Raw genomic sequence first — 24,159 nt, 5'->3', positions numbered from 1 at the left:
TAATTATAAAATAGTTTTGTCGATTTTCTTCTTAAAAGAATGAAAAAAGCTAAACAATCGTTAGGTTAAAATAAAAAAAAGAATGCTTTCCAGAGAATATCTGAAAAGCATTCTTTTTTATTTCTATCATATATAAAGGGAAGAAAGAAAAGGAAATTATTTTTTCACCCATTCTTTAACTTGACTTTGATGTGTATCTACCCAATCACGTGCTACTTGTTTAGGATCTTCACCTTTATTGATTTTTAACATGACAGATTCAATATCTTTTTTAGTCCAATGGAATCTTTTTAAGATTTCATAAGCTTGTGGCTTTTCTTGTTTTAATCCTTTTCTTGTTATTGTATGAATGGATTCCTCGCCACCCATACTTCCTTTAGGATCATCTAAATATTTTAGATGATATTTAGCGAACATCCAATGTGGTGACCAACCAGTAATAACAATAGGTTGTTTATGTTTCATTGCCTGGTCTAAAGCAGCTGTCATAGCACCAGAAGAAGAAGTATCGACAGACCAATCATCTAAATTGCTATATTCTTTCTGAGTTTTTTCAGCAGCTGTAACTACGCCAGCACCTGGATCGATTCCTGTAATCTTTTTGTTTGCCTGATCTTTTAAATCTGTAATAGAATTTGTATCTTTCATATAATCAGGTACAACCAATCCAAGTTTTGCACCTTTTAGGTTTGGACCAAGAACTTCTAACTGATTTTTATATTGTTTATATTGTGCGGCATGTGTTCTAGGTAACCAAGCAGATGCTGTTGCGTCTGTTTCACCTTGAGCTATAGATTTCCACATAATTGAGTTATCTAAAGGTGTTAAATTAACGGTATAACCTTGGTCTTTTAAAACTTCTGCTAGAACATTCGTAGATGCAACTTCTGTATCCCATTCAACATAGGATAAAGAAATTTGTTTATTTTCCTTTGTTGAAGAAAACATTGTATAACCAACCGTTAAACACAAAAGAGAAGCAACAGTAGTTACACCGATAATTATTTTTTCTTTGGTGAGAAACTTTTAGCAGATTTTTTGTTTGGTGTTTCTGTCCGTTTATTTAAATATTGAACAAAACGGTCAATAATAATGGCCAAGATAACCAAAGCAACACCATTAACAAAACCATTTCCGACCTGTGCTCTTTGCAGTGCAGATAAAACACCACGTCCAAGACCTGGAGCACCAATCATTGACGCAATAACAACCATAGAAAGTGCCAACATTGTTGTTTGATTGACACCAGCCATAATGGTACTTTTAGCTAAAGGTAATTCCAATTTAAATAACTTTTGCCAGTTTGTACTTCCGAATGAATCAGAAGCTTCAACTAATTCTTTAGGGACCTGACGAATACCTAAATTAGTAAAACGTACAGTTGGTGGTAAGGCAAAAATGATGGAGGCAAAGACCCCAGGAACAATACCAATTCCAAAGAAAGCGACAGCAGGAATTAGATAAACGAATCCAGGCATTGTTTGCATAAAGTCCAAAATTGGTGTGATGATTGTTTGAACTTTATTATATTTTGCCATCAAGATTCCTAGAGGAACACCAATAACAATCGAAATAAAACTAGAGACCAAGACTAACGTCAAAGTATCCATTAAATCTGGCCATAAATTTTGGTTGTAAATAAACAATAGACCAATAAATGTAAATAAACTTAAGCCGAATTTCTTTTTAGAGACAATAAACGCAGCAATCGTCAATAAAACAATAAAAACTAATGGTGGAATAGCAGTTAATAAAGTTGTTATGCTATTCATTGATGCTTGTCCAGTGCTTTGTAAGAAACCGAATAAACCAGAAAACGTTGTTGTCATCCAATCTGTTAAACTCTCTATCCAAGTGGCAACAGGTAATTGATAATTAAGCATATGTATTCACCTCATTTTTTGTTAATGCTTCTAAGACGCTTCCACGTATTACAACACCAAGAAGTTTATTGTTTTCTGTAACTGCAACAGGTGTTTGAGCATTGTAAATGATTGGGAAGATATCATTTACTAACATATCTTTATCAATAGTTGGTATATTTGTATCAATATAATCACCTAAAGGTTGTTTATTCTTTTTCGCTTTCATGGCATCTTCTGCATGAATTACACCTTTTGGTTGTCGTTTCTTATCAACAGCTAAAAGCATACTGACTTCTTCTTGACGCATCCGTGTTAAAGCAACAGTTGGACCATCAAGTTCAACATTTGTAGTAAGTGCTGGTACCATAATATGTTGAGCCGTTAAAATCCTAGAACGATCCACATCCTCAACAAATGTACGAACATAATCATTGGCCGGATTTGTTAAGATTTCTTCTCCAGTACCAACCTGCATGACTTGACCATCTTTCATGATAGCAATTCTGTCACCAATTCTTAATGCTTCATTTAAATCATGGGTAATAAAGATAATTGTTTTTCTTACATTTTCTTGCAATTCTAATAATTCATCTTGCATTTCTCTTCTGATCAGTGGATCTAAAGCTGAAAAAGCTTCATCCATTAATAAAATTTCTGGATCATTGGCTAAGGCACGTGCTAAACCTACACGTTGTTGCATACCACCAGAAAGTTGATTTGGTAATTGGTCTTTAAAAGACAATAGATTAGAATTTTCTAGTGCTCGTTCAGCTTTTTCACGACGTTCAACTTTAGGGACACCACGAACTTCTAATCCATACTCCGTGTTTTCCAAAATTGTTCTATGTGGAAAGAGGCCAAAATTCTGAAAAACCATATTTAGTTTATTCCTTCTAACTTCTCTAAGCTGTTCTTTATCCAATGTTGAGATATTCTCATCATCAATAAAAATATCCCCAGAAGTTGGTTCGATCAAACGATTTAAAAGACGAATTAACGTAGATTTTCCACTACCAGAAAGACCCATAATAACAAAGATTTCGCCTTCCTTAACATCAAAATTTACATCATATACGCCAATTGTTGCGCCTGTGCTTTCTAAGATCTCATTCTTACTTTTATTTTTTTTAACCATTTCCAAAGCGGCTTTAGATTTTTTTCCAAATATTTTGGTTAAATGTTCAACTCTTACTTTTGACAAAATAAGTTCCTCCTTTTTTAACAAAAGTGACCACATAATAATAACATTGAGCGGTCACTTTGTCAAGTGCATATTGAAAGGTTTCATGAAAAGAAAGATTGGCCTTTTCTATTTTGCATAAAAGTGCCTTGTTCTATGTATAAAAACTAACTTGTTATTAACCACTTTGTGGATAAAAGAAATTTTGAACGCGCTGCAAGGTAGATTCATTTCCAACAAAATAAATAGTATCATCTACCGAAATTTTTGTATAAGGTCCTGGTGAAACAATCAGTTCATCACAATGTTTAATCGCAACGAGAGTTGCAGAAGTATTTTGCCAAAGATTCATATCACCAACAGTCATTTCTAGATGGGTCGCTTCTTCAGTAAGGGTAAAAGAAACGGGATGCAAAGTATTAATTGTATCAAAACGTTTGGTTTGTTCAACAAATGTATCTAAAATATCCGAAAAATAGTTTAATTCCTCTTTTTGTTTTTGTATAGATTCAATTAATTCTCCCTTTAGTTCTCTTAAAGAAAGCACATCCTTATATTGGGTCACAAATTCCCTTGCTTTATCGATTGAACTTACAAAAAAGCCACTACCATGTTTGGCTTGTACAATTTCTAAATCTACCAAAACACTCACAGCCTTACGAGCTGTTTCTGGAGAGACACCATATTGATTGGCTAATGTAGAACGAGCATGAATTTTGTCACCAATAAGTAATTTTTGATCAGCAATTTTACTGGCTAAATCAACTGCAATCATTTGATATTTAGGAGTTGTAACATTGATTTTTTTTGTTAGCATAATTTTCCTCCAATCTTCAAGTTTGTTGTTCTTCTAATTCTAAACTTAAATTTTCCCATTCATCTAATAAATCTTCTTGTTTATGCTGGTAATTTGATAATTTTTCAGTAAGTTCTGTTAAAGCTGGTGCATCATCCATAAAAACAGGATTTACGAGTTCAATCTGTAATTGATCAATTCGTTCTTCTAATTCTGTTAGTTCTTCTTCTATCTGAGTAATTTTTCTTTGAAGAGAGCGTACTATTTTTTGTTGTTCTTTTTGCAAATAGAAATCATTTTTAGTGGGTGTGTCAACAGGCACATCAATTAATGACTGTTTTCCCAATAATTCGGCTATTTCCTCTTCTTCTTTTTTCTTTTCTAAATAATAATCATAATCGCCTAGATATAGTTTACAGCCATTTTCAGATAAATCAATAACCTTCGTAGCAACCCGATTGATAAAATACCGGTCATGTGAAACAAAAAGTAAAGTACCTTCATAATCAATCAAAGCATTTTCAAGAACTTCCTTACTGTCAATATCTAAATGGTTTGTAGGTTCATCTAGAATTAAAAAATTATTTTTATTCATGGCTAATTTAGCCAAAGCAACTCTAGCTTTTTCACCACCACTTAAAAGTGGAATTGTTTTTTCAACATCCTCACCACTAAATAAAAAACTTCCTAGTACCTTGCGAATTTCTGTTTCTGGCACAGTAGAATGCTCTGACCATAATTCTTCAAGAACAGTTTGACTGCTAGTTAGATTTGCTTGTTCTTGATCATAATAACCAATTGAAACATTGGTTCCTAATATTTTTATTCCTTTAATAAATGGCAATTGGTCCATAATTGATTTTAAAAGCGTTGATTTGCCGATTCCATTAGGTCCAACTAATGCGATAGCATCTTGTTTGTTAATATCAATATTGATTGAATCAGCCAGTATCTGTTGTTTATTGTAACCAATAGCAGCATCTTTCACTTGTAGAACAACATTTCCAGAAGCTTTATCAAAATCGAACAGAAAATGAGCAGATTTTTCATCGCCTATAGGTCGCTCCATTCGATCCATCTTCTCCAAAGCCTTTTGTCGACTTTGTGCTCGTTTAGTTGTAGAAGCGCGAGCGAGATTGCGTGCTACAAAATCTTCTAATTTATTGATTTCTGCTTGTTGTTTTTGGTAAGCTTTCCAATCAGCTTCAAGTTGTCCAGCTTTCAATTTTAAATAGTCTGAATAATTTCCTTTATAGTAGTTCAATTTTTTTCTACTTAATTCATAAACTTCTGTAACAATCTTGTCCAAAAAATAACGATCATGAGAAACAATCAACAAAGCGCCTGTATAGCTCGACAAATAGGTTTCAAGCCATGCGAGTGTTTCGATATCCAAATGATTAGTAGGTTCATCAAGTACTAAAATGTCGGGTTTTTGAAGGAGCATGCGGACTAAAGCTAATCGTGTTTTTTGGCCGCCCGACAATGTATTAATTGGTTTATGATAAGAATCTTCATAAAAGCCAAAACCATGAAGAATTGAACGAATATCATTTTCGTAACCATAACCATTTTTTTCTAAGAATGTCTGTTGAAGTTGATCATATTCTTTCATAATTCTATCCAAATTCACGGTATCAGTAGTTTGGCTAATCAGCTGTTCTAATTCATGAATACGATCTTCCATTTGAATAAGCAAATGAAAAGCTTGTTTCATTTCTTCCCAAATGGTTTTTTTTGAATCAAATCCGGCATTTTGTGCTAAATAACCAAGTGTAACCGTCTTACTCTTAGTAATTTGCCCCCCATCAGGTAATTCTACTCCTGCAATCATTTTAAGTAAGGTAGATTTACCCGCTCCATTTCTTCCGACTAAGGCAATTCGGCTATTTTTATGAATTTCCATTTGGACATTTTCAAATAATGTTTCTGCACCAAAATAACGAGAGACCCGATTCGCTTGTAATAAAATCATGGCTTTTCCTCATTTCTTTTTATTAAATTTAAGTGTAGCATAAAATAGATACTTTTTTTACTGCTCCTATGGTAGTATTAAAAGAAAAATGAAATTTTATATAAAATTTCTTTTTTCTAATTAGTAAAATTGCTTTTTAAGCAGTGGAACGGTATTATGAATTACTGAAAATTAATTTATTGATGGAGGTTTAAAGTGAAAGAACAAACGATCCCAAAAGCAACAGCAAAACGGCTTCCTTTGTATTATCATTATTTAAGAATTTTACATTATGCTGGCAAAAATAAAATATCTTCAACTGAATTAAGCGAAGCGGTACAAGTAGATAGCGCAACGATCCGAAGAGATTTTTCTTATTTTGGTGAACTCGGAAAACGTGGTTATGGCTATGATGTTGAGAATCTTATGAATTTTTTTGCTAAAACATTAAATGAAGATAAATTAACCAATGTTGCTTTAGTTGGTGTTGGGAATTTAGGAAGTGCCTTGTTAAAATATAAATTTCATCAAAGTAATAGTATTCGTGTGAGTTGTGCATTTGATATAGATGAATCTCTTATTGGTCGTATTGTGGATGGTATTCCTGTTTATCCAATAACTGATATGATTGAGCAAATTCAAGTTCAGCAAATTGAAATTGCTATTTTAACATTACCAGCAAGAAAAGCGCAAGAAGTTGCCAATCAATTAGTAGATGCAGGAATTAAAGGAATTTTAAATTTTACGGCTGTTCGTTTGGCTGTTCCTTCTGATATCATTGTTCAAAATGTTGATTTAACAAATGAACTACAAACACTTATCTACTTTTTACACAATGAACGTCAACTACTAACAACGAATAACAATGAAGAAAATGATGAATAAATAAAAAAATAACGGACAAAAGAATAAAAAAGAAAAGAATACTTTTCCAATAAACGCAAATTATCTAAGATAAATAAAGACTAACCTTTAGATTTTTAGCATCATTGGATCTGTTAATTCTTTTCTTTTTTAGTATCTTGTCTGTCATGTTAGTGTTCTAAAGTTTTCTATAAAATATCTATCAAAAGCATTTAGTATTTTATAAAAAAGTAAAACTAAGTATGAAATAAAAAAGATACCTAAAAATTTTCTAGTGAACAACTAACATAATAATTAATAGTTGTTTAATTGATTTTATAAAAGTATGAGATCAATTGAATAATAACAACTAATGTATTCATACCACAATGAGCAAGAATTGAAGTCCATATTCTCCCGGTTAATTTATAAATATAGGAAAAGAAAAGACCAATTGCAAAGTAGACAAAAAAATGTTGATCATTATGGGCAAGAGAAAAAATAGCTGAACTAATGATTGCAGCAAGCCAAAAACCTAGTTTTGGTTTTATAAGTGTAACCAAGGAACGTCTAAAAACGAATTCTTCCATAATCGGACCACAAATGACTGTTGCAATGATAAATATAGGACTATTTAAAATAAGACGAATAATATTTTGCGTATTTTGAGAAGTGTCAGGAGTCGTTTTTGTAATCATATATTCAAGTAATGTTACAATTGATTGAATGATCAGTGCAATAAAAATTCCACCTATTCCTAGTAGAAAGACAAATACGGATGATCGCATTGTTGCATTTTTTCCCAGTTCTGTAGGTTGATCTTTTTTATTATAGAGAAAAATAAGAAGGAGAGCACCTAAAAAATAAATAAACGTAAAAAAGGTAATTCTAATAGAAGTTGGAAAAATAACCAATAGAAAAGGAGAGAAAAGAACAAACAAATAAATAAAGATCATCCAAATACTAACAGTAAAATTATTTAGTTTTTTATGGATCCACTGATACATGAATTTGAATTCCTTTCGTTATAGATAACTATAATCTAGTTATCCTTTTTGTTGTTAATTACCAAAACTTATTGAAGCATTGGTCATTTTTGTTTATTCGAATTATCTAAGATCTTTATATCATAGTTTAGCATGAAAAAACAAAACATAAAATAGAATAAAATTTTTTCTTTACCTATTAAAAAAGACAAGAGTTCCAATTAAAAATTTTTATGAGAAAACAAAATTTAAGAAATTTAACATAAAAGGCTTGCAATATGTAAGAGAAATGAGTATTATAAATAGTGTGAGTTAGCACTCATGTGTTTCAAGTGCTAAATAAATTTTTTGGAGGGATTTATTGTGTTAAAACCATTAGGCGATCGTGTTATTATTAAAGTCGCAGAAGAAGAAAAAACAGTAGGTGGCATTGTATTAGCTTCAACAGCTAAAGAAAAACCACAAACTGGTAAAGTTATTGCTGTTGGGCAAGGCCGTTTGTTAGATAATGGAACCAAGGTTCCTGCGGAAGTAAAAGAAGGCGACACAGTCATGTTTGAAAAATATGCTGGTACAGAAGCGAAATATGAAAATGAAGAATATCTAATCATTTCAGAAAAAGATATTATTGGAATTGTAGAATAATTAATTAATTGATAAAAATAAAAACTAACTTTTGAGGTGAAGAAATTATGGCAAAAGAAATCAAATTTGCAGAAGATGCACGTGCAGCAATGCTTCGTGGTGTAGATACACTAGCAGACACAGTAAAAGTAACTTTAGGCCCTAAAGGTCGTAATGTTGTATTAGAAAAATCTTATGGATCACCTTTAATTACAAATGATGGTGTAACAATTGCAAAAGAAATCGAATTAGAAGATCATTTTGAAAATATGGGTGCTAAATTAGTTTCTGAAGTTGCATCAAAAACAAATGATATTGCAGGTGACGGTACTACTACTGCAACTGTTCTAACACAAGCAATTGTTCGTGAAGGCCTAAAAAATGTTACTGCTGGTGCAAATCCTTTAGGTATTCGTCATGGTATTGAATTAGCAACAGCAGAAGCAGTTGAAGAATTACATGCTATTTCATCTGTCGTTGATTCAAAAGAATCAATTGCACAAGTCGCTGCTGTTTCATCTGGTTCTGAAAAAGTAGGCCATTTAATTGCTGATGCAATGGAAAAAGTGGGTAATGATGGTGTTATCACTATTGAAGAATCTAAAGGAATCGAAACAGAATTAGATGTTGTTGAAGGAATGCAGTTTGACCGTGGTTACCTATCACAATATATGGTAACTGATAATGATAAGATGGAAGCTGTTTTAGATAATCCATATATTTTAATTACTGATAAGAAAATTTCTAATATTCAAGACGTTTTACCATTATTAGAACAGATTGTTCAACAATCACGTCCTTTATTGATCATTGCTGATGATGTAGATGGTGAGGCATTACCAACATTAGTACTTAATAAGATTCGTGGAACATTTAATGTAGTAGCTGTTAAAGCACCAGGCTTTGGCGATCGTCGTAAAGCAATGTTAGAAGATATTGCTATTTTAACTGGTGCAACAGTTATCACAGAAGACTTAGGTCTTGACTTGAAAGATACTACTGTTGACAATCTTGGTACTGCAAGCAAAATTGTTGTAGATAAAGATAATACTACAATTGTTGAAGGAGCTGGCGAAAGAAGTGCGATTGATGCTCGTGTTCAATTAATTAAGAACCAAATTGCTGACACAACTTCTGATTTTGATCGTGAAAAATTACAAGAACGTTTGGCAAAATTAGCTGGTGGCGTTGCAGTTATTAGGGTAGGTGCAGCAACTGAAACAGAATTAAAAGAATTAAAATTACGCATTGAAGATGCTTTAAATGCTACACGTGCCGCTGTTGAAGAAGGCATGGTTTCAGGTGGTGGAACTGCATTGGTAAATGTTATTGAAAAAGTTGCCGCTGTTGAAGCTGAGGGTGATATGGCAACTGGTGTGAAAATTGTCGTTCGTGCCTTAGAAGAACCAATTCGTCAAATTGCTGAAAATGCCGGTTATGAAGGTTCAGTAATTGTTGATAAATTGAAAAATGTTAAATTAGGAATAGGATTCAATGCAGCAACTGGTGAATGGGTAAATATGGTTGAAGCTGGTATTGTTGATCCGACGAAAGTAACACGTTCAGCACTACAAAATGCTGCTTCTATCGCTGCTTTATTGTTAACAACTGAATCAGTTGTAGCAGATAAACCAGCAGAATCTTCTGCAGCAGCACCACAAGCACCTGCAATGGATCCATCAATGATGGGCGGTATGATGTAATTACGTAACACTTCAAAAAAAAGAGTCTTGGCTTTCAAGACTCTTTTTTTTGATGCAAAAAATCAAAAAATTTATAATCGATAGTTAATTTATTTTAATAGTCTAAAGAAAATAGATTTTTAGAGTAAAATTCTAATTAGCTATTAAATTAAAAATAAAATTTTAAGTAAAGATAAAAATAATAAATAGCGGGTTTGTTAGAGGAATTTTATTTTTTGAATGAATAAAATGCCCATTTTTATCTTATTTGAATAAATATTTTTAGCATCTTTATAGAAAAAATGAAATATTGATATTAATTGTTAATGTAGTTAAATGAAAATTTAGCTATTTAGTAGAAAAGTTTTTACGTAAAAGATTGCAATTAAATAAAGTATGTTGATACAATAAGGACAAAATAAAACAATGATTATTTCAGAAAAAAATAGGTTTTTATTCATAATTTTGATACAATAAGAATTGAGAGGAAGTATAAAAATTGAAAAATTTATTTCAAAAGTATAAAGAACTTATCGCCTATCTAGTTTTTGGTGGATTGACGACAGTTATTAATATTGTTGTATTTTTTATTTGTCAAAACATACTAGCAATTGATTATAAAATAAGCAATGCTATTGCTTGGTTTTTATCTGTTTTATTTGCATTTATTACAAATAAATATCTTGTTTTTAAAAGTAAACAAAAAGATAAACGTTCCTTTATAAAAGAGATGGCACTGTTTTATTGGTATCGATTTGTATCTTTTATTATCGATATGGGAATGATGATTTTCTTCGTTGATTTACTTCATACAACAGATATGCTAGCTAAGGTCATTACCCAAATAGTGATCATTATTATAAATTATGTCTTTAGTAAATTATTTATTTTTTCAAAGAAAAAAGACATTGATGATAATCTATAATGATAAAACAATTTATGTTATTTAGTGAAATTGACCATTTAAAGTAGGCCTGTTGAATTGAATAGAAGAGATGGGAGCAAAATTATGGAAAAAATCTACACAGATGATAGTCTAACTTTACATACGGACCTTTATCAAATTAACATGATGAAAACATACTGGGAATTAGGAAGAGCGGATTTACATGCTGTCTTTGAATGTTACTTTAGAGATATGCCTTTTAATCAAGGATATGCCATTTTTGCAGGTCTTGAACGGTTGGTTGATTATTTGAAAAACTTAACATTTACTGATACAGATATTGAATATTTGAAAGAAGTAAAGGAATATCCAGAAGATTTTTTAGACTATTTAAGAAATTTTAAATTTCAATGTACGGTACGTTCAGCTTTAGAAGGAGAAATTGTTTTCAATAATGAACCGTTGGTTCAAATCGAAGGACCCTTGGCTCAATGTCAATTAGTTGAAACAACCTTATTAAATATTATTAATTTTCAAACTTTAATTGCTACAAAGGCTGCAAGAATAAAGTCAGTTATTGGTACAGAACCTCTTTTAGAATTTGGTACACGTCGTGCTCAAGAACTTGATGCGGCGATATGGGGAACACGTGCTGCTTATATTGGTGGAGCAGATGCTACTAGTAATGTTCGTGCAGGAAAAATATTTGGCATGCCTGTTAGTGGTACCCATGCTCATTCACTCATTCAATCTTACGGAAATGATTATGATGGATTTATGGCTTATGCAAAAACACACAAGGATTGTATTTTTTTGGTAGATACGTATGATACATTGAAGTCAGGAGTACCTAGTGCCATTAAAGTTGCTAATGAAATGGGCGATAAAATTAACTTTTTAGGTGTTCGGATTGATAGTGGTGATATGGCTTATATTTCAAAACGTGTCAGAGAACAATTGGATGAAGCTGGATTTTTCGATGCTAAAATCTATGCTTCCAATGATTTAGACGAAACTACAATTTTAAACTTAAAGATGCAAAAGGCCAAAATTGATGTTTGGGGAGTTGGTACAAAATTAATTACGGCATATAACCAACCTGCTTTAGGAGCAGTATTCAAATTAGTATCTATTGAAAACGCGGATGGATGTATGGAAGACACAATTAAATTATCCAGCAATGCAGAAAAGGTAACTACGCCTGGTAAAAAGCAGGTATGGCGCATTACTCGTCTATCAGATAGAAAGTCTGAAGGTGATTATATTACACTTTGGGAAGAAGATCCCAGAAAACAAAAAGAGATCTATATGTTTCATCCAATCCATACATTTATTAATAAGACGATTCGTAATTTTGAAGCAAGACCTGTGCTTCAAGAGATATTTATTGAAGGTGAATGTGTCTATTCTTTGCCATCACTTGATGAAGTGAAGCACTATGCAAAAGAAAACCTAGATTCACTTTGGGAGGAATATAAACGTGATTTAAATCCACAAAAATATCCTGTAGATTTGTCAACGGAATGTTGGAACCATAAAATGAATTTAATAGAAACAGTCAGAAGAAATATACAAACGATAAATGAATAATTTTTAGGAAAGTAGAGGATACAGAATGGAACCATTGCAGAAAAAAATTATTGATGAATTGGGTGTCAAAGCTAAAATCAATCCAAAGGAAGAAATTCGAAAAAGTATTGATTTTCTAAAAACCTATTTATATAAAAATTCATTTCTGCAAACATTCGTTTTAGGAATCAGTGGTGGACAGGATTCAACACTAGCTGGGTGTTTGGCACAATTAGCAATGGAAGAAATGCGTAAAGAAACTCAAAATAGTCATTATCAATTTATTGCAATTCGTCTTCCATATGGTACGCAAGCAGATGAGGAAGATGCCAAACAGGCAATTGCTTTTATTCAACCCGATCGTTCACTTTGTATAGATATCAAACCCGCTGTCGACGCTGAAATTGCTTCGTTAATTGAAGCTGGAATAATTATCAATGATTTCAATAAGGGAAATATTAAGGCTAGGCAGCGAATGATTACACAATATGCTGTTGCTGGTGAAACAGTTGGGGCAGTTATTGGAACAGACCATGCAGCTGAGAGTCTAACTGGTTTTTTCACAAAATATGGTGATGGTGGTACTGATTTATTACCAATCTTTCGATTGAATAAACGTCAAGGAAAAGCATTATTAAAGGAGTTACAAGCACCAGCTAGCTTATATAATAAAATACCTACGGCTGACTTAGAAGACAATCAGCCATTATTAGCAGACGAAACAGCTTTGGGAATCACTTATGAAACAATAGATGATTATCTTGAGGGGAAAATTGTTTCAGAGAAAGCGCAACAAAGGATTGAAAATTTATACAAGAAAACCCAGCATAAACGTCATTTACCCATAACAATTTTTGATGATTTTTGGAAATAGCAAGAAATTAAACATTTTTACTTTATATTGTGTAAATATAAACAAAAAATCCACAATTAAGAAAAAAGAAAGAATATCATGAATGATAAAATGAAATACCTTTATCTATTGATGGCTATTTAACCAACCAAGGAGTTGAAACTAGCTTAGTGACTTTGGATAAAACACTTGTATGTTAAAATAACAAGTGATTGGAGCGTGAAATTCTTTTTCCGCTCTCTTTTTTCATATAGATTAAGAATAATAAAAATTTTTGTCAAATGTATGAAAAGATAAATGAAATCATCTAAACTGTGGAAAAGGGGAGTGTGAAGTTAAGAATGAAAAGATTTTTTTCTAAAAAGACACCTAATGAACAATTACTAGGAGATAAGCAATCAATGAAAAAAAATTCTTCTTTGACCAATGACACCCAAATCCAAATTCCTGAAAATATAACTGGTCTTTCAGAACAAGAAGTAAAACAACAAGTGGAAAAAGGTAATTATAATAAAGAGATAGAAAATATTTCAAGAACAACTGCACAAATTATCAGAGATAATTCCTTAACTCTTTTTAATTTTATTAATTTATTTTTAGCTGTTTCGGTATTTTTAGTTGGCTATCCTGAAAACGCCTTGTTCTTTTGGGTTATTTTAGTTAATACTGCTATTGGTGTTTTTCAAGAAATTCATGCTAAACGGACGATTGATCAATTATCTATTGTTAATCGTTCAACTGTATCTGTCGTACGTGAAAACAAAATAAAACAAATTTATCAAGAAGACATTGTACTGAATGATATTTTGTTTTTAACCACTGGGAACCAGATACCTTCTGATGGCAAGGTATTATACACAAAAGGACTTGAAATAGATGAGTCGTTATTAACCGGAGAATCTGATAACATTTCTAAACAGGTAGATGATTCTGTTATGAGTGGTAGTTTTGTTACAGCTGGTACTGGATTTATTCAAATTACTGCTGTAGGTGAAGATAACTTTGTTGCAAAATTATCAAGAGAAGCAAAGTCAGAAAAACAATCAACTTCTGAATTAATGGATTCATTAAATTTGCTGATTAAATGGTTAACAATTGCTATCATTCCTATTGGTCTCTTGCTTTTTTGGTCGCAATTTCATTCAACTGGCTCACTTTCTAAAGCTGTTCTTGGTGTATCAGGTGCGCTTATTAGTATGATTCCAGAAGGGCTCATGCTTTTAACCAGTGTCGCTTTTGCAGTAGGAGCTGCAAACCTAGCAAAGAAAAAGACATTAATTCAACGTTTATCTTGTATAGAAACTCTAGCAAGAGTGGATATAATTTGTTTAGATAAAACAGGAACAATTACAGATGGCACATTGTCTTTTCAAGAAGCTATTATTCAAAAAGGTACCAAAGAACAAGTAGATGAAGCTTTAAGCGAATTAATGTTAGAATTACCGGATCAAAATACGACTGCTCAGGCTATTCGAAAGGCATATCCGCTCACTAAAGCAAAATGGCAAGCAGAAAATACTATTCCTTTTTCTTCATCCAGAAAATGGAGTGGCGTTACGTTTGAGGAAAAAGGCTCCTATGTTATTGGCGCTCCAGAATTTATTTACCAAGAAGTTCCAGCAGAACTTAATACACAAATTACAGAGTTGAATGAAACTGGCAATCGAGTTTTGATCTTGGCCTCTTTTTCAGATGAATTAAAGGATGAACAATTACCAAAACAGATTCAAACGATGGCTATTCTGGTACTACTAGATACAATTCGTGAAAACGCAACAGAAACATTTTCATATTTTAAAGATGAAGAAGTTACATTAAAAGTTATTTCTGGTGATAATCCAATCACTGTTTCAAAAATCGCACAAAAGGCTGGTATACAAAATGCAGAAGCCTTCGTAGATATGAGCAAAATTGATAAAGATACGGATTATCAAAAATTAGTTGAAGAAACGACTGTTTTTGGTAGAGTAACGCCTTATCAAAAACGTGAATTGGTTATTGCGCTAAAACAAAATAATCACACCACTTGTATGACGGGAGATGGAGTAAATGATATTCTTTCATTAAGAGAAGCTGATGTTAGTGTTGCAATGGCAAGTGGTAGTGATGCTGCTAGAGCCGTAGCTGATGTTGTCTTGTTAAATTCAAATTTTAGTTCAATGATTCAGGTTCTTTATGAAGGTCGTCGGGTAATTAATAATATTGAACGTGTTGCTTCTATGTATATGGTAAAAACCATTTATTCTGCTATTTTAGCTGTTATGTTTATCTTTATTGCTTTACCTTATCCGTTTGCTCCTTTACAATTAACACCAATTAACACTCTAACTGTAGGTATTCCTTCTTTTATTTTGGCTCTACGTCCAAGTTATGAACGGATCAAGGGTAATTTTCTAACAAATATTTTAAAAATATCTGTACCAGGATCGATAACAATTATTTTTGATATCTTGTTGCTTCAATTAATTGGAAGATGGTTTCATCTTTCTCACGAAGAAATATCAACTATGTGTGTATTGCTAACAGGTTGTGTCGGCTTTTTGGTTTTATATCGGGTAGCTCGTCCGTTAGACCTACGTAAAAAGGTAATGATCTATCTATTATTTGCTACCTTTTTATCATGCTTTTTATTTTTTGGTGGTTTCTTTATGTATACTACATTGTTCAACCGAAATGTTTCTTTCTATTTGCCTTTAATTTTAGGAAGTCGTTCCATTTTCAAATATATTTCTCTAATTATGGGTAAAATAGCTCATCAGTTGCTAAAGTACAAAGGTAGAAATAAAAGAAGTTAAAAAGAGTAATTTTAATAGATAATCCTCATTAGCTGGGTAGAATAAATATGCCAAAATAATCAAATTAAAATGAATAATTTTGGCATATTTATAGGTAGTTATGATTTTTTTAGGTAATACGATGTAATAGCTTAATATTATTATTGATAAATTATAGCCAGGAACCTGAAAATTGATGAATCGCATAAGTATTTTCAGTTGCATCGATTTTCCTTGTATAATAATTTTTTGGTGAAAATGTATCTCTAGGGAAAATCTCGATATCTCTAATTCTTTGTTTTGTATTATTTGGTTTTAGTCCATAGGTTTGTAAAATTTTAGTGATCCGAATAACGTTTGTTTCTACATCTTCTGTTTTTTCGGCACGTTGAAAAGGTCTTTCTTCATAATCATGAAAAAGTTCCGTGATAAAAGGATGGTGAGCTTCACTACCCATAATACCAGTTGAAATACGTGTTTCAATTTCAAATCCTAAAAATGCTGGAAATTGTAGAAAATAATCTAATGGACGAATAATTTCCATATCTGTGTCAAGATAGATACCTCCCTCGGTCATTAAAGCGTATAATCTGGCGACATCTGAGACAAATGCCCACTGCTTTAGGTCATAGGCTTTTTTTACATAACTAAAGGCTTGAATATCAAAGTTTTTCTCATTCCATCGTTTGATTTCATAGTCAGGACAATATTGTTGCCAACTTTTCATATATTTTTCTTCTTTATCACTCAGTGGTTTGTCACCAAACCAGCAATAATGAATTTTTTTGGGAATCATATTGTTTCCTCCTTAGGCTGCTATTTATCTACAATGATAGAATCTTTTTACCAAATTTGCGAATGAAATGCCTTAAGGCCTATAATAGATAACTTGTTTTATCTATTATATTATCAATTTGACTTTATCAGGTAGTTAATGTTAATTATTGTCAGAAAATTTAGTTATTAATGGATTAGTTGGTAAATTTCTTCTAATCTAATAAGGTAGAAAAGGATAAATCAGATTTTTATTCTTTTGATCGTTTATTTGACCTAATTTTATTGGTAGATGGATGATTAATTATTTTTTAACTATACTATTTTGGACCAGAAAGGTGGAAAATCAGAATGAAATTTAAAAATGAAAAAAATCAGATCACATTATATGATGGAACATTTAAGGTTGGTGAAATTACTTGGTCGTCTCAAGAAACAAACGCTATAGTTCCTTATCATATTTATATGCATCCTGCTTATCAGAAAATGACAAAAGATTTGATAAACAGGATTGTTGAAAAGGCAAAAGAAGAAAAGAAAAAAATTATTCCCGGTTGTCCTTTTGTTCAAAATGAACTGGAAAAAAATGATGAATACATGGCTGTTTTTGAAAAAAATAACTAGTCATAAATCAATGATAACTATTTAAAATTAAACAGACATAGAGATGCAAAATAGATCAATAAATATTTTTAATTATTCAGTTTTATAGGTATGGCATATTTAAAAAAAGCGGTCAATTTATTTATAGTACATACTAGAATGGGAAATTCAAATTGATTATTTAATTTTGATTTTTTATGATTAGGTAGTTTATGGAAAATACAAATTGGGCTAGTCTTTGTTTAGCATTTGTGTTAAAATGAATAAGAAGTATTCAGAATAGAGGAGTTTAATTATGTACAGTTTATTATTAGTTATTATATTAATACTTTCTGTCTTAATTGTTTTGACCATTATGATGCAACCTAGTAAACAAAACAGTGCTGCAAGTGCATTTACTGGTGGAGCAGATAAACTTTTTGGAAAACAAAAAGCACGTGGATTTGAAGCAGTAATGCAACGTTCAACTACGATTTTAGGTGGTATTTGGATGTTTTTGCTTTTTATACTTGCTTTCTTATCAACAAAATAAGACATGAATTAAATGATTCATTGATAAATACAAATAATTGTAAATAATAAGACTGGAATAGTTAGTTGTCATACTTGCTTTCTGGTCTTTTTTCTTTTAAACCTATTATACTAATATAACATTTCACATAATTTTTACTAGCTAGTATGATAGAATAATGATGAGGTGGTACTTTGAATAGAACAAAACAATTACCAAAATCCCTATTTACAGAAAATGGATCTAGATCGGTGTTATTATTGCATGCCTATTCTGGTAGCAGCAATGATGTTCGATTGTTGAGTCGCTTTTTAGAAAAAGAAGGCTATACAGTGTACGCACCGAACTTTTCTGGACATGGAACATTGATACCAGAAGATATTCTTAATAGATCGCCAGAAGATTGGCGACAAGAAACATTAGACGCCATTCAATTTCTTTATAATAAGGGGTATGAGCAGATAGCAATTTTGGGTCTATCAATGGGTGGATTATTTGCAATGGATGCATTAACCAAAAATATCGATAGTTTAATAGGTGGTGGTTCTTTTTGTTCCCCTATTTATCCTTGTGAAAATCATGTTCCAGAGAACTTTATGTTATATGCAGAACAGTTATTGATAAAACATAATTTATCAACCAGTGAAATACAGTATCGGTTAGCGGAAATAAAGCCTCGCATGCTTGAACAGTTAAAATGGCTTGAATCATTTTCAAAAAAAATTACAGATCAATTATCAGAAATTACACGACCGGTTTTTATTGCACAATCTGGTTGTGATCAAATGATTGATAGGAATGGTAGTTTTCACACAATTAAGAAATTAACGCAGATACCTTTCACTTTACAATGGTATCCAGATAGTGGTCATGTCATTACTACAGGCCCTGAACATAAAAAACTAGAAAAAGATGTTTTGCATTTTTTAACAACATTATCTTGGAATTGAGGTAGAACAATTGAGTAAAAAAACAATAAAAGAACAGGTTCTGACCTTTTTAGAAACAAATATAAAAAAGAAACTTACAATGGAAGAAATTGCACAGGGACTTGAATTAGAAAGTAGCAAAGATTTTAAACAGCTTGTTCAAGCAGTAGCAGCCCTAGAGCAGGAAAAATTAATTGTCTTTAACAAGAAAGGTAGAATTTTATTACCAAATAATGGATTATCCGTCGAAGGAACTTTTCGTGCCAATGAAAGAGGCTTTGGCTTTGTGACAATTGATCCAGAAGAACCAGATATTTACATTCCAAAAGAAGCTGTAAATTACGCTATGAATGGTGATAGTGTTGAAGTAAAAATTGTCCAATCTGAAGATATATTTACAAATCATGTAGCAGAAGGCAAGATAACGGCAATCAAGCAGCGAGCAATTACCCAGCTAGTAGGTGAGTTTTTTGCTTATGATGAGTTAAAGATAAAAGAGACACATGCTTATGGTTATATGGTGCCTAAAGATAAAAAATTAACTGGATTTACAGTGACAATTGTTGCTGAAGGCATTAAGCCAATAAATGGTAGTATCGTTATTGCTGAGATTACTCACTATCCAGAAAAGTGCTATATTCAACAATTAAGGGGAATTACAAAAAAAATCATTGGTTATAAAGATGATCCAGGCGTAGATATTTTATCCACTATCATAGCACATGATATCCCGGTAGCTTTTTCAGAAGAAGTCATAGAGGAAGCGAATTATTTATCAGATAATTTTACTGAAGAGGAATTATTAAATAGAAAAGATTTAAGAGATCAGCAAATTGTCACTATTGATGGTGAGGATGCTAAAGATTTAGATGATGCAGTAACGGTTAAAAAACTAAACAATGGCAACTACTACTTGGGCGTTCATATTGCTGATGTTTCTCATTATGTTAAAGAAGGAAGTTTTATTGACAAAGAAGCTTATGAACGAGGTACAAGTGTTTATTTGATTGATCGTGTGATTCCTATGATTCCTCAGCGTTTATCCAATGACATCTGTTCATTGAATCCAAAGGTACCTAGACTGACGTTAGGTTGTGAAATGGAAATTAATCACCAAGGAAAAGTCGTCCATCATGAAATTTTTCCAAGTGTCATACAAACCGCTGAGAGAATGACTTATACAGCAGTCAATGAAATCTTAGAAGACCAAAATACACAAACAATGAGACATTATCAATCTTTAGTACCTATGTTTAAAGAAATGCAAGAACTTCATCTGATTTTATCAACAATGCGGGAGCAGCGTGGCGCACTTTCATTTGATGATCATGAATCTAGGATCATCGTTAATGAAGCAGGAGAACCGCAAAGAATTGAATTAAGAGAAAGAGGTATTGGTGAGCGTATCGTGGAATCATTCATGTTAATCGCCAATGAAACAGTTGCCAAGCATTATCATGATTTGAAGTTACCTTTTATTTATCGAATTCATGAACAGCCAAAAGAAGAGAAAATGCAACGTTTTTTTGATTTTATTTCAATTTTGGGAATACTCATTAAGGGATCTAAGAGTGAAATTACACCAAAGGATTTACAATCAGCATTAAGAAAAGTAATGGGTAGACCAGAGGAAGCAGTAGTAAATACTATCTTACTACGTAGCATGCAACAGGCGCGTTATTCTGAGAATAATTATGGTCACTATGGTTTGGCTGCTACCTATTATACACATTTTACTTCACCAATTCGTCGTTACCCAGATCTAATCGTCCATCGATTAATTCATACTTATAACCAAGATAGCTCAGAAAAAACAAAAGAAAGATGGGCAACACAATTGCCTGATATCGCTAATCATAGTTCACAAATGGAACGCAGAGCAACAGAAGTGGAACGTGAAGTTGATTCTATGAAAAAAGCAGAATTTATGGCAGGAAAGATTGGTGAGGTATACAACGGAATTATTAGTTCTGTTACTAAATTCGGAATCTTTGTTGAATTGCCTAATACCATTGAAGGGTTGATTCATGTGAATAATCTAAAGCAAGATTATTTTCATTTTATTGAAAAGCATTTGGCTTTAGTTGGTGAACGGACTGGTATAACTTTAAAAATTGGACAAAAGGTCAGTGTACGGGTTGAAAAAGCCGATCCTGATACTAGAGAAATTGATTTTGAGTTATTGGAAGTAGAAAAAGTAGATGCCTTGATGGTACCAGAAAAATATAAGCGAAGAAGTAAAAATCATTATAAGAAACAGACAGAGAAAAAGAATTCGCCAAAAAAGCAAACAGTAGCAGATAAAACCAATAAGAAGAAAAAAAATAGGAAAAAACCTTTTTATAAGGAAGTTGCAAAAAAGAAAAAAGTAAAAAATAGAAAGTAGAGAAGGAAATGCCTAAAGGAGAAGGAAAGTTAATCGCACAAAACCGTAAAGCTAGACATGATTATTCAATCCTTGACACAATCGAGGCAGGAATGGTTTTACAAGGAACTGAGATTAAATCGATTCGAAATAGTCGAATTAATTTAAAGGATGGATTTGTCCGTATTCGAAATGGGGAAGCTTTTCTTTATAATGTTCATATCAGTCCATATGAGCAGGGAAATATTTTCAATCATGATCCACTTCGTACAAGAAAATTGTTAATGCATAAAAGGCAAATAAAAAGATTAATTGGTGAAACGAAAAATACAGGGATTACCTTGATTCCACTTAAGGTTTACTTGAAAGATGGCTATGCAAAGGTACTCGTTGGTCTAGCAAAGGGCAAAAAACAGTATGATAAGCGTGAAACATTAAAACGAAGAGAAATAGATCGACAAATTAGTCGTACATTAAAAAATAAACAGCAATAGTTTTATCAATTATTCTTTTTTGCATATTTTGTTTTCTATCTTTAATTTTGTTTTAAAATTTGATAGAGTATATAGGAAACTTATATATATTTTCATGATTTTTTCAATAATCCATTTAGAAAAATTTCCATGCATAAAGACCCTATTGATTTCATTTATTGAGATTAAATAGAAAAAATGAAAAATAATTTTCATGAAATTGAATTTTTTCATTATTGGTGGTATTATATCAAAGGATTATGACACAAAGGGTTACCATTTTTAAAATATTATTGGAAAAGAGGTGAGAAAGTTTGGAAGAAAAGACATTACTTTTCAGAATTGGTCCAGTTTGGTTTGATGGAACCATTTGTCTGATGGTATTACTGACATGTATTATTGTCTTTGCTTTCGTTACTATCTGTACAAGGAATTTACAATTAAAACCAAAGGGAAAACAAAATTTAATTGAAATGCTGATAGACTTTGTCAAAGGAATTATTACTGACAACTTACCTAGTAAGGAAGTCACTAATTTTCATTTGTTAGCATTTACTCTTTTCATGTTTGTGTTGGTTGCCAATACTCTTGGGCTTGTAACAAAAGTTGTTGTAGGAAATGATTTAAGTTTGTGGAAAAGTCCAACAGCAGATCCTTTAGTTGCTTTGTCACTAGCTTTGATTATGATTATACTTACCCATTTGTTTAGCGCTAGTCGTTTTGGGTTTAAAGGATATTTTAAAAATAGTTTCTTACAACCAGTCGGCTTTTTATTACCTATCAAAATTTTGGAAGAATTTACAAATCTATTGACCTTGGCACTTCGTTTATATGGAAATATTTACGCAGGTGAAGTATTATTGGGACTTATTGCAAGTATGGTCGGTATTAGCTGGTGGACGTTACCATTGGCAATTCCATTAGAAATGATCTGGCTTGCATTCTCATTATTTATTGGTGCTATTCAGGCATTTATTTTTGTGACATTATCAATGGTTTATATGGCACATAAAATTGAAGTAGAAGAATAAAAAAACAATTAATTACTTTAGGAGGAAATATAAAAATGAATTTTATCGGAGCAGCAATCACAGTACTTGGAGCAGCAATTGGAGCAGCATACGGAAATGGTCAAGTTATCTCTAAAACAATTGAATCAATGACTCGTCAACCAGAAATGAGTGGTCAATTAAGAACAACTATGTTCATTGGAGTTGCTTTGATTGAAGCTGTGCCTATTTTAGGTGTAGTTATCGCTTTATTATTAGTATTCAAATAATTAATGAGCATAATGGAGGCAGGACGCTGGTTTTTAGGAACGTCGTTACTGCTTTCTTCTATTTATTATCCATAATACAAGCAAAAACATAAATAACTAGTTGCTTGGATTACGAGTATTGCAAGAAAGGAAGTTGAAACTTCATGCTAAATAATTTAGTTGTCGGAGAAGTGAAACCAAGTACAACTTTGGGAACAATCATTGTTGTTACTGGTGCCTTCTTGATCTTGATGCTCCTCTTAAAGAAGTTTGCTTGGGGAGCAGTTACGGACATGTTAAAAAAACGTGAAGACAAAATTGCCAACGATTTAGATTCAGCAGAGCAATCTCGAATAGCAGCAGCTAAGATGGAACAAGAACGCCAACAACAATTGTTATCTTCTAAATCTGATGCAGCTGAAATTATCAAGAATGCCAAGGAAAGTGGCGAACAAACACGTCAGAAATTATTAAATGAAGCAAATGGAGAAATTTCTCATTTAAAAGAAAAAGCTCGTGGTGATATTTCTCAAGAACACGACGAAGCAATGGCTTCTATTAAAACAGATGTTTCAAAACTTTCTATTGAAATTGCTGAGAAAATTTTAAATAAAGAATTATCAGAAGCTTCTCATGAAGCATTGATTAACTCGTATATCGAAAGTTTAGGTAAATCAAATGAAGCTAGATAAATTTACTGTAGGTAGACGTTATGGTAAAGCTTTATTTGAGTTGGCAATCGAAAAAAACGAAATAGAAAATATCTATCAAGATTTATTGTCTTTACGTGAAATTTATCATCAAATACCAGATTTAGGCAATATGTTAAGTGATGTAAGATTAACACTGGATGAAAAAAAGCAAATTGTTCAACCATTGTTTGATAATTTTACTGGGATTACACTTAATTTTTTAAGAGTTGTTTATAATTATGGTAGAATGAATGATTTATTATTAATGATCGATGAATATGAAAGAAGATTCGATGAACATGAAAGTTTAATATTAGGAACGGTAATCACAGCTGTTCCTCTTACAAAAGAACAACACCAATTAACAGAAAAAAAAGCAGCTAAAATTTTAGGTTATAAACAAGCTCAGTTCATTAATTTGATTGATCCAACAATTATTGGTGGTGCAATCATTGAGGCAAATCATAAGGTGATCGATGGCAGTGTTCATAGCCAATTATTAAAGATGCAACAATTACTATTAAAATGATTTTCAGCACATT

General features: G+C 31.9%; 21 protein-coding genes and 1 pseudogene. 16 read left to right on the top strand and 6 right to left on the bottom strand.

Annotated features, from left to right (window positions below; genetic code table 11):
* Nucleotides 1-156: 156 nt before the first annotated feature.
* The 4 genes and pseudogenes from MPTP_RS09605 to MPTP_RS07135 form a co-directional block, all read right to left on the bottom strand.
* Nucleotides 157-1,883, bottom strand: a pseudogene (locus MPTP_RS09605) (ABC transporter permease/substrate binding protein).
* A complete protein-coding gene (locus MPTP_RS07145; protein WP_013774453.1) occupies nt 1,876-3,066 on the bottom strand; it encodes a quaternary amine ABC transporter ATP-binding protein in 1,191 nt (396 codons plus the stop codon). The pseudogene MPTP_RS09605 and the gene MPTP_RS07145 overlap by 8 nt, the downstream one beginning before the upstream one ends.
* Before the next feature lie 157 nt (nt 3,067-3,223).
* Nucleotides 3,224-3,862, bottom strand: coding sequence for a GntR family transcriptional regulator (locus MPTP_RS07140; RefSeq protein ID WP_013774452.1), 639 nt, complete (start codon nt 3,860-3,862; stop codon nt 3,224-3,226).
* A 16-nt stretch (nt 3,863-3,878) separates the two neighbouring features.
* Complete coding sequence (locus tag MPTP_RS07135) at nt 3,879-5,816, bottom strand: ABC-F family ATP-binding cassette domain-containing protein (RefSeq protein ID WP_013774451.1); 1,938 nt, start codon at nt 5,814-5,816, stop codon at nt 3,879-3,881.
* 195 nt (nt 5,817-6,011) lie between these two features.
* Between MPTP_RS07135 and MPTP_RS07130 the strand changes: the two genes are divergently transcribed.
* A complete protein-coding gene (locus MPTP_RS07130) occupies nt 6,012-6,680 on the top strand; it encodes a redox-sensing transcriptional repressor Rex (RefSeq protein WP_013774450.1) in 669 nt (222 codons plus the stop codon).
* A gap of 284 nt (nt 6,681-6,964) precedes the next feature.
* Here the strand turns inward: MPTP_RS07130 and MPTP_RS07125 are convergent, their stop codons facing one another.
* Entirely contained in the window at nt 6,965-7,645 is a 681-nt protein-coding gene (locus MPTP_RS07125) for a CPBP family intramembrane glutamic endopeptidase (protein WP_013774449.1), read from the bottom strand.
* Between the two features lie 342 nt (nt 7,646-7,987).
* Here MPTP_RS07125 and groES point away from each other — a divergent pair, with 342 nt between their 5' ends.
* The 6 genes from groES to MPTP_RS07095 all read left to right on the top strand — a co-directional run bounded on the left by groES (nt 7,988) and on the right by MPTP_RS07095 (nt 16,033).
* Nucleotides 7,988-8,269, top strand: coding sequence for a co-chaperone GroES (gene groES / locus MPTP_RS07120; protein WP_013774448.1), 282 nt, complete (start codon nt 7,988-7,990; stop codon nt 8,267-8,269).
* Nucleotides 8,270-8,316: 47 nt separating this feature from the next.
* Nucleotides 8,317-9,951 carry a chaperonin GroEL gene (gene groL, locus MPTP_RS07115; RefSeq protein WP_013774447.1) on the top strand — a complete coding sequence of 545 codons (1,635 nt, stop codon included), beginning with the start codon at nt 8,317-8,319 and terminating at the stop codon, nt 9,949-9,951.
* A gap of 478 nt (nt 9,952-10,429) precedes the next feature.
* A complete protein-coding gene (locus MPTP_RS07110) occupies nt 10,430-10,855 on the top strand; it encodes a GtrA family protein (RefSeq protein WP_013774446.1) in 426 nt (141 codons plus the stop codon).
* 84 nt (nt 10,856-10,939) lie between these two features.
* Nucleotides 10,940-12,406: a nicotinate phosphoribosyltransferase gene (locus tag MPTP_RS07105; RefSeq protein ID WP_013774445.1), complete on the top strand. Its 1,467-nt coding sequence runs from the start codon at nt 10,940-10,942 to the stop codon at nt 12,404-12,406.
* 25 nt (nt 12,407-12,431) lie between these two features.
* A complete protein-coding gene (gene nadE / locus MPTP_RS07100) occupies nt 12,432-13,259 on the top strand; it encodes an ammonia-dependent NAD(+) synthetase (protein ID WP_013774444.1) in 828 nt (275 codons plus the stop codon).
* A 320-nt stretch (nt 13,260-13,579) separates the two neighbouring features.
* Nucleotides 13,580-16,033, top strand: coding sequence for an HAD-IC family P-type ATPase (locus MPTP_RS07095; protein WP_013774443.1), 2,454 nt, complete (start codon nt 13,580-13,582; stop codon nt 16,031-16,033).
* 151 nt (nt 16,034-16,184) lie between these two features.
* Here MPTP_RS07095 and MPTP_RS07090 read toward each other — a convergent pair whose 3' ends face one another.
* Nucleotides 16,185-16,808: a glycosyltransferase family 32 protein gene (locus MPTP_RS07090; protein WP_013774442.1), complete on the bottom strand. Its 624-nt coding sequence runs from the start codon at nt 16,806-16,808 to the stop codon at nt 16,185-16,187.
* A 329-nt stretch (nt 16,809-17,137) separates the two neighbouring features.
* Here MPTP_RS07090 and MPTP_RS07085 point away from each other — a divergent pair, with 329 nt between their 5' ends.
* The 9 genes from MPTP_RS07085 (at nt 17,138) to atpH (ending at nt 24,146) form a co-directional block, all read left to right on the top strand.
* Nucleotides 17,138-17,410, top strand: a complete 273-nt coding sequence (locus MPTP_RS07085) for an N-acetyltransferase (RefSeq protein ID WP_013774441.1) — start codon at nt 17,138-17,140, stop codon at nt 17,408-17,410.
* A 274-nt stretch (nt 17,411-17,684) separates the two neighbouring features.
* Complete coding sequence (gene secG, locus MPTP_RS07080; protein WP_013774440.1) at nt 17,685-17,921, top strand: preprotein translocase subunit SecG; 237 nt, start codon at nt 17,685-17,687, stop codon at nt 17,919-17,921.
* 173 nt (nt 17,922-18,094) lie between these two features.
* Nucleotides 18,095-18,850, top strand: coding sequence for an alpha/beta hydrolase (locus tag MPTP_RS07075; RefSeq protein WP_013774439.1), 756 nt, complete (start codon nt 18,095-18,097; stop codon nt 18,848-18,850).
* A gap of 10 nt (nt 18,851-18,860) precedes the next feature.
* Nucleotides 18,861-21,215 carry a ribonuclease R gene (gene rnr, locus MPTP_RS07070; protein ID WP_013774438.1) on the top strand — a complete coding sequence of 785 codons (2,355 nt, stop codon included), beginning with the start codon at nt 18,861-18,863 and terminating at the stop codon, nt 21,213-21,215.
* Nucleotides 21,216-21,223: 8 nt separating this feature from the next.
* Complete coding sequence (gene smpB, locus MPTP_RS07065; protein WP_013774437.1) at nt 21,224-21,688, top strand: SsrA-binding protein SmpB; 465 nt, start codon at nt 21,224-21,226, stop codon at nt 21,686-21,688.
* Nucleotides 21,689-21,981: 293 nt separating this feature from the next.
* On the top strand, nt 21,982-22,698 hold the full coding sequence (atpB, locus tag MPTP_RS07060) for a F0F1 ATP synthase subunit A (RefSeq protein WP_013774435.1): 717 nt from the start codon (nt 21,982-21,984) through the stop codon (nt 22,696-22,698).
* A 35-nt stretch (nt 22,699-22,733) separates the two neighbouring features.
* The gene (gene atpE, locus MPTP_RS07055) at nt 22,734-22,946 is read left to right on the top strand and encodes an ATP synthase F0 subunit C (RefSeq protein ID WP_013774434.1); all 213 of its coding nucleotides are present in this window, start codon (nt 22,734-22,736) and stop codon (nt 22,944-22,946) included.
* Nucleotides 22,947-23,089: 143 nt separating this feature from the next.
* Nucleotides 23,090-23,617 (top strand): F0F1 ATP synthase subunit B, encoded by a 528-nt coding sequence (atpF, locus tag MPTP_RS07050; protein ID WP_013774433.1) that lies wholly within the window; start codon nt 23,090-23,092, stop codon nt 23,615-23,617.
* Entirely contained in the window at nt 23,604-24,146 is a 543-nt protein-coding gene (gene atpH / locus MPTP_RS07045) for an ATP synthase F1 subunit delta (RefSeq protein WP_013774432.1), read from the top strand. The genes atpF and atpH overlap by 14 nt, the downstream gene beginning before the upstream one ends.
* The last annotated feature ends 13 nt before the right edge of the window (nt 24,147-24,159 follow it).

This window comes from Melissococcus plutonius ATCC 35311 (assembly GCF_000270185.1).
Lineage (GTDB): Bacteria > Bacillota > Bacilli > Lactobacillales > Enterococcaceae > Melissococcus > Melissococcus plutonius.
Note: the sequence above shows the minus strand (reverse complement) of the source record. Positions and strands in the feature narration are given on the sequence as shown.

Coding starts and splice junctions, on each gene's coding strand:
- atpE (WP_013774434.1), top strand. CDS start 22,734: ATGAATTTTATCGGAGCAGCAATCACAGTACTTGGAGCAGCAATTGGA.
- MPTP_RS07095 (WP_013774443.1), top strand. CDS start 13,580: ATGAAAAGATTTTTTTCTAAAAAGACACCTAATGAACAATTACTAGGA.
- MPTP_RS07085 (WP_013774441.1), top strand. CDS start 17,138: ATGAAATTTAAAAATGAAAAAAATCAGATCACATTATATGATGGAACA.
- nadE (WP_013774444.1), top strand. CDS start 12,432: ATGGAACCATTGCAGAAAAAAATTATTGATGAATTGGGTGTCAAAGCT.
- atpF (WP_013774433.1), top strand. CDS start 23,090: ATGCTAAATAATTTAGTTGTCGGAGAAGTGAAACCAAGTACAACTTTG.
- MPTP_RS07140 (WP_013774452.1), bottom strand. CDS start 3,862: ATGCTAACAAAAAAAATCAATGTTACAACTCCTAAATATCAAATGATT.
- MPTP_RS07135 (WP_013774451.1), bottom strand. CDS start 5,816: ATGATTTTATTACAAGCGAATCGGGTCTCTCGTTATTTTGGTGCAGAA.
- MPTP_RS07125 (WP_013774449.1), bottom strand. CDS start 7,645: ATGTATCAGTGGATCCATAAAAAACTAAATAATTTTACTGTTAGTATT.
- groL (WP_013774447.1), top strand. CDS start 8,317: ATGGCAAAAGAAATCAAATTTGCAGAAGATGCACGTGCAGCAATGCTT.
- atpH (WP_013774432.1), top strand. CDS start 23,604: ATGAAGCTAGATAAATTTACTGTAGGTAGACGTTATGGTAAAGCTTTA.
- smpB (WP_013774437.1), top strand. CDS start 21,224: ATGCCTAAAGGAGAAGGAAAGTTAATCGCACAAAACCGTAAAGCTAGA.
- MPTP_RS07105 (WP_013774445.1), top strand. CDS start 10,940: ATGGAAAAAATCTACACAGATGATAGTCTAACTTTACATACGGACCTT.
- secG (WP_013774440.1), top strand. CDS start 17,685: ATGTACAGTTTATTATTAGTTATTATATTAATACTTTCTGTCTTAATT.
- MPTP_RS07090 (WP_013774442.1), bottom strand. CDS start 16,808: ATGATTCCCAAAAAAATTCATTATTGCTGGTTTGGTGACAAACCACTG.